At 35.6% G+C, this 15088-nt stretch carries 6 protein-coding genes; 1 reads left to right on the top strand and 5 read right to left on the bottom strand.

What is annotated here, in order from left to right:
- Positions 1-3892 (bottom strand): beta strand repeat-containing protein (locus H526_RS0115240; RefSeq protein ID WP_035085702.1); only part of this gene is annotated, 3892 nt, incomplete at its 3' end.
- A gap of 325 nt (positions 3893-4217) precedes the next feature.
- Here H526_RS0115240 and H526_RS0115235 point away from each other — a divergent pair.
- Positions 4218-5804: a peptide chain release factor 3 gene (locus H526_RS0115235; protein ID WP_027393805.1), complete on the top strand. Its 1587-nt coding sequence runs from the start codon at positions 4218-4220 to the stop codon at positions 5802-5804.
- Between the two features lie 157 nt (positions 5805-5961).
- Here the strand turns inward: H526_RS0115235 and H526_RS0115230 are convergent, their stop codons facing one another.
- The 4 genes from H526_RS0115230 to rpoB all read right to left on the bottom strand — a co-directional run bounded on the left by H526_RS0115230 (position 5962) and on the right by rpoB (position 15009).
- The gene (locus H526_RS0115230; protein ID WP_027393804.1) at positions 5962-6282 is read right to left on the bottom strand and encodes an Mpo1-like protein; all 321 of its coding nucleotides are present in this window, start codon (positions 6280-6282) and stop codon (positions 5962-5964) included.
- Positions 6283-6415: 133 nt separating this feature from the next.
- Complete coding sequence (locus tag H526_RS0115225; protein ID WP_027393803.1) at positions 6416-6730, bottom strand: DUF3467 domain-containing protein; 315 nt, start codon at positions 6728-6730, stop codon at positions 6416-6418.
- Between the two features lie 70 nt (positions 6731-6800).
- Positions 6801-11099, bottom strand: a complete 4299-nt coding sequence (gene rpoC / locus H526_RS0115220) for a DNA-directed RNA polymerase subunit beta' (protein WP_027393802.1) — start codon at positions 11097-11099, stop codon at positions 6801-6803.
- A gap of 100 nt (positions 11100-11199) precedes the next feature.
- Entirely contained in the window at positions 11200-15009 is a 3810-nt protein-coding gene (gene rpoB / locus H526_RS0115215; protein ID WP_027393801.1) for a DNA-directed RNA polymerase subunit beta, read from the bottom strand.
- Between the last annotated feature and the right edge of the window lie 79 nt (positions 15010-15088).

Raw genomic sequence — 15088 nt, 5'->3', positions numbered from 1 at the left:
CGGATACATCTGTTACATCATCCGTGTTACCTGGACTACTTCCTGTAGCGGTAGCACTATTTACTACTTCTCCATTGTTAATATCACTCTGCTGAATGTTATAACTCCCTGTGAATGTACTGGTGTCACTAGCGCCAACAACTAAATCAATTGGACCGCCTGTTAAACTACCATTCGGTGCAACTAATAATGGATCACTAATCGTAATTCCTGTCAAGTCAACATTACCATTGTTGGTTACTGTAAAACTATAGTCAATTCGATCTCCGACATTAACAACGCCATCGCCATTCGCATCAACATATAATCCCGCCTTTAATAATGCAATGTTTGGTGTATCTGGTATCTCCGTACAAAAATCAAACCCTCCTATTGCAGAACCGTGCTGAACTGCAGGATTACAAGTAGTACAATTTTGCCACACAATAGTTATACTCGCTATTCCATCTAGGTCCTCAAAATTGACACCTATTTGGTCATCTTGATTATTTACTGAATTCGCATTAGCATCAATAACTCCAGTACCACTATTAGAAGTATAAGAAGGTGTTCCTGAATCAGTGAATGTTGGAAAAATTGTATTCCCTGCACCATCTGTAGCAGTAACCGTAAACAAATCTCCATTTCCAGAACCATTAGCATTGATATGATAAAGATCAAATCCTACAGAATATATATCCGTACTAAATGTTATTGTTTGTGTAATCCCTGTTGCTCCAAAGCCATTTGTAAAATATTCTAACACTTCATCACCTAGGTTTGCTGTTGCATTAGAATCTACACTAGGACTTACAGTAGAACCTGTTGTAGGCCAAGTACCTAAAGTCCCCGTTTCTCCAGAAAAAGTATGCGTTATATTTATTCCTGATCCATCTACATCAGAAAACGTATTTGTTAAAGCTCCATCAGGAGTCCAATCGAATTGATCTACTCCATTAGGTACGAACCCATCCCATATTAAATTATACACGGTATCCGTACAAGCTGGACTTTGGTGTAATGTTACTGATGCAGGAGCTGTACATATATTTGCTCCACCAGCAGTAACATTAGCATTTGTTCCTAACGTATAATCTACACCTGTTTCAGTTACTAATCCTGTAGAATTTACAGTTGCAGGATCTATCGAACCAAACTGTCCACCATCACCTCCATCTGCATTCGCATCGTTGTAAGCCTCATTAGCATCACTACAATTATCATCATCAGAATCTAAATCTAGATGATTCGGAATATCATCTCCATCCGTATCTTCATAAGTACAATAGGTAACATTAGAAAGTAAAAAAGTTATTAATCCATTATTCGCTACATCACCATCTTGCCTTGCTTTCCCTGTAGTAATTTGAAAAGATGATACTAATCCCTCTATAACAATATCCGAATAATTAAGTGTCGTATCGCCCGAACCATTAGTATAAGAAGTTATGGAAGGAGATGTACTATCGTTATTTACAATAACATGAGAACTTCCAGATGAAGTAATTGTATAACTCCCACTAGGAAAAGTTGTTGGATTCATCAAGGATCCCAAATTAATAATTTGACTTCCCGGACCAGTAGCATTTACAGTTACTTTATCGCCGCTATCTATTCCAGACCACCTAAACTTAACACCAGTTACCGGCTCACTGAATGTAAAAGTATACACTAAGCTTTCAGATAATCCGTCATCTATTTCTTCACCTTGAATTCTAATAGTAGTTGGATCATCAACCTGTAATATGTTTAAAGCTCCTCCATCTACTTGATTTATCGTTGTAGTAATATCAACATCTACTCCATCAAAGTCGAAGATATCATTTATAGCACCTACTCCATTCTGATTTCCTGAAGGAGCCGTTCCAACACTAATTGATGAAGATGCACAATTCAACCCTTCATCAGTGTCTAATATCCCGTCATTATCATCATCACTATCACAAAGATTACCAACATTATCAGAATCTTGGTCAGCTTGACCTGCATTAGGAATCGTAGGACAATTATCTAATGGATCACCTGTACCATCTCCATCTGTATCTATAACGAATCCGTCAGGGACAGAAGCTGTATTTGAACCTGCAACTACAACTATACTTGTTGGATCATCTCCTTGTGTTTGGATAGCATTAACTGGTAAATCCGTATCAGAATCCAAAATATCAATAGTAGCATTACCAGGAGGTAAAGTAGCACTATATGTTCCATCAGGATTTGTTTGTATCGTCTGAGTATTTCCATTTACATCTGTAATAGTAATGGTAACACTACCAATTCCTGATTCGCCACTTTGTACACCATCACCATTTGCATCGTTATATACTACTCCACTTATTGTTCCCGGATTAGAACAAGTTATCGCTCCATTACTTATACCTGTAACTGATTCACCACTTGCCCCACTTGTAGCTCCATTTGTTGGAAATTCGGTTACGGCACCACTATTAGTAATACCGTTAGAACCTCCATTTATATTAATAGTAGGTGAGCCTGCAGAAATTGCCACAAAACCAGCACCACCACCACCACCAGGGCCTTCACTTTCATTATTAGTAATCAATTGGTCTCCTCCATCTCCTCCATTAGCAGTAAGAATCAAGGTATTGGCTATAGAAGAAGCTCTTAATACAATACTTCCTCCTCCTCCTCCTCCTCCAGGTGCATCATTATGATTTGGAACTGTTGGTAAAGCATCAGCTCCATTAGCAATTATGTTACCAGAACCTGTAATAGAATTTGCACCAAGCAAAATTATACCACCTCCATTAGCAGCATCTTGACTTGCGCTATTATTTCTATCACCGGCTCCTCCTCCTCCTCCGAGAAAGATTCTATTTTGTTCGTTTGCAATAAGAGGTCTACCACCTAATCCACCAACTGGATCTCTTAAATCTCCTCCCCAAGCAGCACTACCTGGAGCAAGAGTCAAAGCGTTTTGATTACTACTTCCAAAAGAATAACCTCCTCTTCCTCCACCAGAAGAATTCGTAAGAGCATTTCCATTAGCAATATAATCAGGATCTAAAGTCCAAGCTGTGGCTCCAGTACATCCGGAACACATTACACCTGATCCATTAAACCAAGTATTACCATTATTCCCATTAGATCCCCCTCCTCCACCGGAGTTATGAGCGTTTCCACCTCCACCACCATTGGCGGGAGCACCACGGCCATATCTACCACCTAAAACATCATAATCCGCTTGATAACCTACTATACTTTCACCTTTTTCTGCACTCAAACTGGCTAAAGTTGAAACATAATCGCTATAAACAGTCGCATTAGCTCCTGTAGTACTGTTTTCTACCTCACCGCCTCTAAACCCAAGACCAGATGTATCTATATCTCCTTCTATGTCAATTATGTTCGCAGTAATAACAACTACACCACCTCTTCTACTACCCGCAAAATCTTCCCAAGCCAAAGATGTTACAGAGGCACCTGCTTGTATTGTAAGTGTATCATATTGAGGAACTTTTACCATCTGAGTTCTTCCTGCTACAAAATATGAGTTTGCAATTTCACATGTTAAAGTTATAGTATTTGTTGCTACAGAAGAAACATATGCAAACTCATACACACCAGAACTTCCATAATCCGTAATATCGCCATAATTAACGGTATTTGTTGTATTGATAGATGCCCCTTGAGCTTGATAAATTAAGACTAAATCACCGCTAGAAAGACCTCCTAGATCAGTTGCAACACTATTCACATCAATAGATGTATCACCAGCTGTTATGTCCGAAGTTATAGGACTGTAAGTATTAAGAACCGTATTTGCAGCAGTTACCGTAAGATTACCATCTTTTCCTTCCTGACCAGAAGCGTTGTAGGTAACTAAAAAGATAAAGGTCAAAAGAGACATAAACGCACTTTGACCCAACAAGACTTGGGTAATTTTTTTCATATGACGATGGTTTACAACAGTATATAAAAGCTTGGGTATAACCTTTATTTACCATTCATAAATATCTTAAACAATATTTATATTTTAAAAATACGTGACAAAGTTACGGTAAAACCGTAATCTATAATTTATACAAATATGGCACACATTAGAACAATTAACACTTAATTCCCCAAATTTTTTTCGTTTTTTCGATGAAATACACTTTTCGAACGGCGAAAAACAGTCAAAAACTATAACATTTCAAAATAACGTAGTTTTTAAGTCTCTTATCATCATTGTACATTTATATAGTATATTTGCAAACTTTAGCAATAGAACTACAATGAAATTCTCAGAAGAAATAAAGCGACGAAGAACCTTTGGTATCATTTCTCATCCTGATGCAGGTAAGACAACATTAACAGAAAAATTACTTCTCTTTGGTGGTGCAATTCAAGAAGCAGGAGCTGTTAAATCTAATAAGATCAAAAAAGGTGCTACCAGTGACTTTATGGAAATCGAACGTCAAAGAGGGATTTCCGTAGCTACTTCTGTATTAGCATTTGAATACCAGGGTGTTAAAATAAATATTTTAGACACACCAGGGCATAAAGATTTTGCAGAAGATACTTTTAGAACTTTAACTGCTGTTGATAGTGTAATAGTTGTTATTGATGTTGCTAAAGGTGTAGAGGAACAGACCGAAAAACTGGTTTCGGTGTGTAGAATGCGAAATATCCCAATGATTGTTTTTATCAACAAACTGGATCGAGAAGGAAAAGATGCTTTCGAGCTTTTGGATGAAGTAGAACAAAAACTTGGATTAAAGGTAACTCCTTTAAGTTTTCCTATAGGAATGGGATATGATTTTAAAGGTATCTATAATATTTGGGAAAAGAACATCAATCTTTTTAGTGGAGATAGTAGAAAAAACATTGAAGAGACCATTGAAGTATCCGATTTATCGTCTCCTGAACTTACTACTTTAATCGGAGATACAGCCGCAGATACCTTACGAGAAGAAATTGAATTAGTAGATGGTATTTATCCATCATTTGATAAAGAATTATATCAAAAAGGAGATTTACAACCTGTTTTTTTTGGTTCTGCATTAAATAATTTTGGTGTTCGAGAATTATTAGATTGTTTTATATCCATAGCACCTACTCCAAGAGCCAAAGAAAGTGATATAAGAGTTGTACAACCTGATGAAAAAGATTTCACGGGGTTTGTATTTAAGATCCATGCAAACATGGATCCTAAACACAGAGATAGATTAGCTTTTATTAAAATAGTATCAGGAACTTTTGAACGTAACGTACCCTATTTACATACACGACATAACAAAAAACTTAAATTCTCGAGTCCAAATGCATTTTTTGCAGAGAAAAAAGAAATTGTCGACATCTCATACCCAGGAGATATCGTGGGATTACATGATACTGGTAATTTTAAAATTGGTGATACATTAACAACAGGTGAAAAGTTAAACTATAAAGGTATTCCTAGTTTTTCTCCAGAACATTTTAGATATATTAATAATGCAGATCCGTTAAAATCCAAACAATTAGCAAAAGGAATTGATCAATTAATGGATGAAGGTGTAGCTCAATTATTTACATTAGAACTAAATGGAAGAAAAGTGATTGGTACGGTTGGCGCCCTACAGTATGAAGTAATACAATATAGATTAGAACATGAATATGGTGCAAAATGTACTTATGAAAATCTAAATGTACATAAAGCTTGCTGGGTAGAAGTTGAAGATGAAAGTAATGATGAATTCAAAGATTTCAAAAGAGTAAAAAGTAAATTTCTTGCTAAAGACAAACAAGGGCAATTAGTATTTTTAGCAGACTCTTCTTTTAGTTTACAAATGACGCAACAAAAATATCCTTCTATCATTTTTCATTTTACATCTGAATTCTAAACTTATTTTAAATAGCTTTTTAGAGCAATTAAAAAGATAAACTACATAACTTATGCTTTTAAATTAAAAACGGATGAAATGCTTTTTATTTGATCCGTTTTTAATTTGTTTATCAATAAAATTTATGAAAAAAAAATATTTATAATCAAAAACTATTTTAATCTTTCGAGCTATCAAACGCTCGTTTTCCCAAAAGAATTTCAAAAAATAATTTAAAATCTGAAATCAAACTCCAAAAAGGATATTTAAAAGTAGCAGGTTTATTCTTTTCAAAAAAAGCATGACCTACCCATGCAAATCCATAACCAACTAAAGGAACCAAAAACCACTTCCAACCCCATCCATTATATATAGCAATGCCTATAATAATAAAAACCAAAAAGGTCCCTACAAAATGCAAAGTCCTACTTGTCCTATTTTGATGTTCGGTAAGATAAAATCTATAAAATTCTGAATATGTTTTAATTCTTTCGGACATATTTTAATACGTTAAATAAAAGAAGGTTTAAGATACTAAAAATATACTTCCATATCAAACTCTAAAATATTCATGAAAAAACCCACTGTTAAAAAAAACAATGGGTTGTATATAATTTTATAACAATATGTTATTATGCCTGTCCTGTAGGCCCAAAATTTAAAGGAATTGGTGGTTGATCATAATCCTTTATTTCGCCATGAGCAGCTTCAAACCTTGACACATTATCACCTAAAGCTTTTAATAATCTTTTAGCATGTTGAGGAGTTAAGATAATCCTACTCTTTACTTTGCTTTTAGGCCGTCCCGGCATAATATTAACGAAGTCTACCACAAACTCGGATACCGAGTGATTAATAATTGCCAAGTTACTATATACTCCATCAGCTATTGCATCATCCAACTCTATATTTAACTGATTTTGTTTTTGTTTCTTTTCCTCTGCCATTTTATATTATTTTACAAAAGCCAATAGCTTTCTAAAAACAGAAAGCCTGCCAATTGGCAGGCTTAACTGATTAATTATAATTTACTTCTTGTCTTTGTTCCATTCGATCTTCGAATTCTTCTTTAGAACCAACTATGATACTTTCGTAGTCTCTCATACCCGTTCCTGCAGGAATTCTATGTCCAACGATTACATTCTCTTTTAACCCTTCTAAATCATCAACTTTACCACTTACGGCAGCTTCGTTTAATACTTTAGTAGTTTCCTGGAATGAAGCTGCAGAAATAAATGACTTAGTTTGAAGTGACGCTCTTGTAATACCCTGAAGGATTGGAGTCGCCGTCGCAGGAGTAACATCTCTTGCTTCTACTAAGTTTTTATCTTCTCTTCTTAATATAGAATTCTCATCTCTAAGATCTCTTGGAGAAATAATTTGACCTGCTTTTAGGTTTTCACTATCTCCAGCTTCTTCTACCACCTTCATTCCGAAGATAGCATCGTTTTCTTGGATGAAATCTGATTTATGAACTAATTGATTCTCTAAGAAAATAGTATCACCTGGATCTTGAATTCTTACTTTACGCATCATCTGACGTACTACAACCTCAAAATGCTTATCATTAATCTTCACACCTTGTAATCGATATACTTCCTGTACTTCATTAACTAAGTACTGTTGCACAGCTGAAGGTCCTTTGATCTTAAGAATATCTTCTGGAGTTACAGAACCATCAGATAATGGCATACCAGCACGAACAAAGTCATTCTCCTGAACAAGAATCTGATTAGACAACTTCACAAGATACTTCTTGATCTCACCTATCCTAGATTCTACGATAATCTCACGATTACCACGCTTAATTTTTCCAAAAGAAACTACACCATCAATTTCACTAACTACAGCAGGATTAGATGGATTACGTGCTTCAAATAATTCCGTTACACGTGGAAGACCTCCTGTAATATCACCAGCTTTTGCTGACTTACGAGGAATTTTTACTAAAATCTTACCAACATTAATCTTATCATTGTCATCAACCATTAAGTGGGCTCCAACCGGAAGGTTGTAAGAACGAAGAACTTCGTCATCTTTACCCATAATTAATAGCGTTGGTATTTTTTTCTTATCACGAGATTCTGAGATTACTTTTTCCTGGAATCCAGTTTGTTCATCTATTTCTACTTGATAAGTAATACCTTGTTCAACATTTTCATAACTTACTTTTCCTGCAAATTCTGAAATGATCACACCGTTATATGGATCCCATTGACAGATACTTTGATCTTTCTTAACGGTATCTCCACTGTTAATAAATAACTGCGAACCGTAAGGGATTAAGTTTGTACTAAGTACGATCTTAGTTTTAGGATCTACAACCTTAACTTCAGAAGTACGAGAGATTACCACATCAATTTCATTTCCGTCAGAATCTTGACCTTTAACAGTTTTCAATTCATCTATCTCTGCCTTACCAGCAAATTTAGACTTCAATTGATTTTCTTCAGAAATGTTACTTGCAATACCTCCTACGTGGAATGTACGCAATGTAAGCTGAGTTCCAGGCTCTCCAATCGATTGAGCTGCCACAACACCAACTGCCTCACCACGCTGAACTGTTTTACCAGTTGCTAGGTTACGACCATAACATTTTACACAAATACCTTTTTTAGCCTCACAAGTTAATGCTGAACGAACTTCTACAGATTCTACTGGAGAATTCTCAATGTTTTTAGCAGTTACATCATCAATCTCAACTCCTGCTTCTACAAGCACTTCCTGAGTTAGAGGGTTTATAACATCTACTAATGAAGTCCTACCGGTAATTCTAGCAGCAAGACCTTCAATAATTTCTTCATTTTTCTTCAAAGGAGTAACCTCTACCCCACGTAATGTTCCACAATCTTCGATATTAACAATAACATCTTGTGCAACATCAACTAAACGACGTGTAAGGTATCCAGCATCCGCAGTTTTAAGTGCAGTATCCGCAAGACCTTTACGAGCACCGTGTGTTGAGATAAAGTACTCAAGAATCGAAAGACCTTCTTTAAAGTTAGAAAGAATTGGATTCTCAATAATCTCTCCACCAGCTGAATTCGATTTCTTTGGTTTTGCCATTAATCCACGCATACCTGTAAGCTGACGAATCTGTTCTTTAGATCCCCTGGCTCCAGAATCAAGCATCATATATACTGAGTTAAACCCTTGCTGATCCTCTCTAATACGTTTCATTGACAATTCTGTCAATTCCGCATTGGTCGATGTCCATATATCAATTACCTGGTTATAACGCTCATTATTAGTTATAAGACCCATGTTATAATTAGCAACTATATTGTCTACCTGACCGTTAGCATCAGCGATCATTTTATGCTTCTCTGCAGGAATAATAATATCACCTAAACTAAAGGATAATCCTCCTCTAAATGCGAAGTTATATCCTAACGTTTTAATTTCATCTAAGAAAGCAGCAGTTTCTGGTACACTAGTTACTTTTAAAATACCTCCAATAATATCTCTAAGAGATTTTTTGGTTAATACTTCATTAATATAACCAGCTTTTTCAGGAACTTTTTCATTAAATAAAACTCTACCTGTAGTAGTTTCTATAATTTTAGTTACCACTTCTCCATCTTCGATATCTTTTGTTCTAACCTTAATATTAGCGTTAATATCAAGACGTTTTTCGTTATAAGCAATAACTACTTCTTCTGGAGAATAGAACGTTAAATCCTCACCTTTAATTTCTAACTCAGGTGTTGATCTACGTGATTTAGTCATATAATACAGACCCAGTACCATATCCTGAGAAGGTACAGTAACCGGCGAACCATTAGCAGGATTCAGAATGTTATGAGAAGCTAACATTAATAATTGTGCTTCCAATATTGCTTCTGGTCCTAATGGTAAATGCACCGCCATTTGATCTCCATCAAAATCGGCATTAAATGCTGTACACACTAATGGGTGTAACTGTATTGCTTTACCTTCAATAAGTTTTGGCTGGAATGCCTGAATACCTAAACGGTGAAGCGTAGGAGCACGGTTTAGTAATACTGGATGTCCTTTAAGAACATTCTCCAAGATATCCCAAACTACAGGCTCTTTTCTATCGATAATTTTTTTAGCAGATTTTACTGTCTTTACAATACCACGTTCTATCAATTTTCTGATTACAAATGGTTTGTATAATTCTGCTGCCATATTCTTAGGAAGACCACATTCGAATAATTTCAATTCTGGTCCTACAACAATTACAGAACGAGCAGAATAATCCACACGTTTACCTAGTAAGTTCTGACGGAAACGTCCTTGCTTACCTTTTAAAGAATCCGAAAGCGATTTTAAAGGTCTGTTAGAATCAGTTTTAACTGCAGAAGCTTTACGAGTATTATCAAACAAAGAATCTACAGATTCTTGTAGCATACGCTTTTCATTACGTAAAATTACTTCTGGAGCTTTGATTTCCATCAAACGCTTCAAACGATTGTTACGAATTATTACACGACGATATAAGTCATTTAAATCTGATGTAGCAAAACGACCACCATCTAATGGTACTAACGGACGTAATTCTGGCGGGATTACCGGAACCACTTTAAGAATCATCCATTCTGGACGATTTTCTCTATTCTTATTTGCATCACGTAAAGATTCTACAACCTGAAGGCGCTTTAAAGCCTCCGTTTTACGCTGCTTAGAAGTTTCATTATTTGCCTTATGTCTTAACTCGTAAGATAACTCATCAAGATCAATTCTTTTTAGAATTTCGATAAGACACTCTGCACCCATCTTAGCGATGAACTTATTAGGATCTGTATCATCTAGATATAAGTTCTCTTGAGGAAGACTATCTAAAATATTAAGATACTCTTCTTCTGTAAGAAAGTCCATTTTCTGAACTGGCTCACCTTCTTCATTCTTTGCGATACCTGGTTGTATTACTACATAACGTTCGTAGTAAATAATCATATCCAGCTTCTTAGAAGGAAGACCTAATAAATATCCTATTTTGTTAGGTAGCGAACGGAAATACCAAATATGTGCAACTGGTACAACTAAATTAATGTGACCAACACGATCTCTACGAACTTTCTTTTCCGTTACTTCTACACCACATCGATCACATACGATCCCTTTATAACGAATTCTTTTATATTTACCACAAGCACACTCAAAGTCCTTAACAGGTCCAAAAATACGCTCACAGAACAAACCATCACGTTCTGGTTTGTGAGTACGATAATTAATAGTTTCAGGCTTAAGAACCTCTCCTTGCGATGCTGCTAAAACAGACTCAGGAGATGCCAAACCTATCGAGATCTTATTAAATCTCTTTACTGCATTCTTATCATTATTTCTTGCCATAATATATGGTTACTTAAGAATTATTGTAATTTAATTTTGAATAACAAATAGTGTAAACGTACCCTTTGATTACTCTCGGGGTACGATTTCCTAATCTATATTATTCTTCTAATCTGATATCTAGACCAAGACCTTTCAATTCGTGCATAAGTACGTTGAATGATTCTGGTAATCCAGGTTCTGGCATAGGCTCACCTTTAACAATACTTTCGTATGTTTTAGCTCTTCCTATAACATCATCAGATTTAACAGTCAATATCTCACGAAGGGTAGCAGAAGCACCATATGCCTCTAATGCCCAAACTTCCATCTCTCCAAAACGCTGACCTCCAAACTGAGCTTTACCACCAAGTGGTTGCTGAGTAATCAATGAATAAGGACCAATAGAACGTGCGTGCATTTTGTCATCAACCATATGACCTAACTTAAGCATGTAAATCACACCTACAGTTGCCGGTTGATCAAAACGATCTCCTGTACCACCATCATATAAATATGTATGACCAAATCTTGGAATACCAGCTTCATCTGTAAATTCATTAATCTGATCTAAAGAAGCTCCATCAAAAATTGGAGTAGCATATTTTCTACCTAATTTCTGACCAGCCCAACCTAGTACAGTTTCATAGATCTGACCAATATTCATACGAGAAGGTACCCCTAGTGGATTCAATACAATATCTACTGGTGTTCCATCTTCTAAGAATGGCATATCTTCTTCTCTTACGATACGGGCAACAATACCTTTGTTACCGTGACGACCTGCCATCTTATCACCTACTTTTAGTTTACGTTTTTTAGCAATGTAAACTTTAGCAAGTTTTATAATTCCAGAAGGTAATTCATCTCCCACAGAGATCGTAAATTTCTCTCTACGCAAGTTACCTTGTAAATCATTTTCTTTAATCTTAAAGTTATGGATAAGATCCGCAACCATCTTATTAAGACTATCATCAGTAGTCCAAGTCCCTTTAGTAAGATGAGCATAATCATCAACACTATTAAGCATTTTTTGAGTAAACTTCTTACCTTTTGGAAGTACTTCTTCTCCTAAATCGTTAATAACTCCTTGCGAAGTTTTACCTCCAACGATTACGAATAATTTATCTACTAACTCTGCCTTTAATAATGCAAATTTAGCGTCATACGATCGCTCTAAGATTGAAATATCTTCTTTATCCTGAGAACGCTTACGCTTATCTTTTATCGCACGAGCAAATAATTTCTTATCTATAACAACACCGTGTAAAGATGGTGAAGCTTTTAAAGAAGCATCCTTAACATCTCCAGCTTTATCACCAAAGATAGCTCTTAATAATTTCTCTTCTGGTGTAGGATCACTTTCTCCTTTTGGCGTAATCTTACCGATAAGAATATCTCCTGGCTTAATCTCAGCACCAACACGGATCATTCCGTTTTCATCAAGATCCTTAGTCGCTTCTTCAGAAACATTAGGAATATCGTTAGTTAATTCTTCATTCCCTAACTTAGTATCTCTTACTTCTAAAGAGTACTCATCGATATGAATAGAAGTAAAGATATCATCTCTAACAACCTTCTCAGAAATTACGATTGCATCCTCAAAGTTATATCCTTTCCAAGGCATGAAGGCAACCTTCATATTTCTTCCTAAAGCAAGTTCTCCATTTTCAGTTGCATAACCTTGACATAGAACCTGTCCTTTATTTACTCTATCACCAACTCTTACGATCGGTTTAAGATTAATAGAAGTACCTTGATTCGTTTTACGGAATTTAATAAGGTTATAAGTTTTAGAATCACTATCAAAACTTACCATTCTTTGTTCTTCCGTTCTATCATACTTAATAGTTATCTTTTGTGCATCTACATACTCAACAACTCCTGCTCCTTCTGAGTTAATTAATACACGAGAATCTGAAGCTACTTGACGCTCTAGTCCTGTACCAACAATTGGTGCATCAACTCTTAATAATGGTACTGCCTGACGCATCATATTCGATCCCATCAATGCACGGTTCGCATCATCATGTTCTAAGAAAGGAATTAAAGATGCAGAAATAGAGGCAATTTGATTAGGAGCAACATCAGCATAATTTACAGATGATGGTTCTATCACCGGGAAGTCACCTTCCATACGAGCAATTACCTTATCACTTTGAATCTTACCATCTTCTTCTAACGGCAAGTTCGCTTGCATTATTAATTTTTCTTCCTCTTCCTCCGCACTTAAGTATCTAAACTCACTTAAATCTACTTTTCCATCTTCAACTTTACGGTAAGGAGTTTCTAAGAACCCCATTGAATTCACTTTGGCAAAAACTGCTAGTGAAGATATTAATCCAATATTCGGTCCTTCTGGAGTTTCAATTGGACATAAACGACCATAGTGTGTATAATGTACATCTCGAACCTCGAAACCAGCACGCTCTCTTGATAAACCACCTGGTCCTAAAGCAGAAAGTCGACGCTTGTGCGTAATCTCTGCTAATGGATTCGTTTGATCCATAAACTGAGATAACTGATTCGTACCGAAGAAAGAATTAATTACAGAAGACAATGTCTTTGCATTAATCAAATCAATAGGTGTAAATACTTCATTATCTCTAACATTCATACGCTCACGAATTGTACGTGCCATACGTGCTAGACCAACTCCAAACTGTTGTGATAATTGTTCTCCTACAGTTCTTACACGACGGTTAGAAAGGTGATCAATATCATCAATCTCAGCTTTTGAATTGATTAACTCAATTAAGTATTTTATAATAGTAATAATATCTTCTTTAGTAAGCACTTGCTTATCCATTTCAATATTAAGACCTAATTTTTTATTCATTCTATAACGACCTACTTCACCAAGGTTGTAACGTTGATCAGAGAAGAATAACTTGTCAATAATACCCCTTGCAGTCTCCTCATCAGGCGGTTCTGCATTACGTAATTGACGGTATATATGTTCTACGGCTTCCTTTTCAGAATTCGTAGGATCCTTTTGTAATGTATTATGGATTATCGCATAATCACCTTTCTGATTATCTTCTTTATGAAGCAAAATAGTTTTAGCTCCAGAATCCACGATCTCATCTAAGTGATCTTTATCAAGAACAGTATCACGATCTAATACAATTTCGTTACGCTCTATAGAAACAACCTCTCCTGTATCCTCATCTACGAAATCCTCATGCCATGTATTTAATACACGTGCCGCTAACTTACGCCCTAGTACTTTTTTCAATCCAGATTTAGAAACTTTTACTTCTTCTGCAAGATCAAAAATTTCTAAAATATCCTTATCTCTTTCAAACCCGATAGCACGGAAAAGAGTAGTTACTGGTAATTTTTTCTTTCTATCAATATATGCGTACATAACGCTATTGATATCTGTTGCAAATTCTATCCAAGATCCTTTAAAAGGAATTACTCTTGCAGAATATAGCTTAGTTCCATTTGCATGGAATGATTGTCCAAAGAAAACACCTGGTGAACGGTGTAATTGAGATACAACAACACGTTCTGCTCCATTAATACAGAATGTACCACTAGGAGTCATATAAGGAATTGTTCCTAAATATACGTCCTGTACAATCGTCTCAAAATCTTCGTGTTCAGGATCGGTACAGAAAAGTTTTAGACGCGCCTTAAGCGGAACACTATATGTAAGACCTCTCTCTATACATTCTTGCAAATCATATCTTGGTGGGTCTACAAAGTAGTCTAAAAATTCAAGTACAAATTGATTACGTGTGTCCGTAATCGGGAAATTTTCCATGAAGGTATTATAAAGACCTTCATTTCCTCTTTCTTCTGACTTTGTTTCTAATTGAAAAAAGTCTTGAAAGGATTTGATCTGTATATCCAAGAAATCAGGATAATCAGGTCTATTCTTTACGGAAGAAAAATTCAATCTTTCAGTTTGCGTTGCTAACATCAATGGACGGAATTAAATTAAAATTTAAAAAACAGCGTATTTTAATACATCATATTTATATACGCAAAATGGTTTAGAC

Origin of the sequence: Aquimarina latercula DSM 2041, from assembly GCF_000430645.1 — a bacterium.
Lineage (GTDB): Bacteria > Bacteroidota > Bacteroidia > Flavobacteriales > Flavobacteriaceae > Aquimarina > Aquimarina latercula.
The sequence above is the reverse complement of the archived record's forward strand: the minus strand, read 5'-3'. Positions and strand labels throughout refer to the sequence as shown.

Coding starts and splice junctions, on each gene's coding strand:
- H526_RS0115230 (WP_027393804.1), bottom strand. CDS start 6,282: ATGTCCGAAAGAATTAAAACATATTCAGAATTTTATAGATTTTATCTT.
- rpoB (WP_027393801.1), bottom strand. CDS start 15,009: ATGTTAGCAACGCAAACTGAAAGATTGAATTTTTCTTCCGTAAAGAAT.
- rpoC (WP_027393802.1), bottom strand. CDS start 11,099: ATGGCAAGAAATAATGATAAGAATGCAGTAAAGAGATTTAATAAGATC.
- H526_RS0115235 (WP_027393805.1), top strand. CDS start 4,218: ATGAAATTCTCAGAAGAAATAAAGCGACGAAGAACCTTTGGTATCATT.
- H526_RS0115225 (WP_027393803.1), bottom strand. CDS start 6,730: ATGGCAGAGGAAAAGAAACAAAAACAAAATCAGTTAAATATAGAGTTG.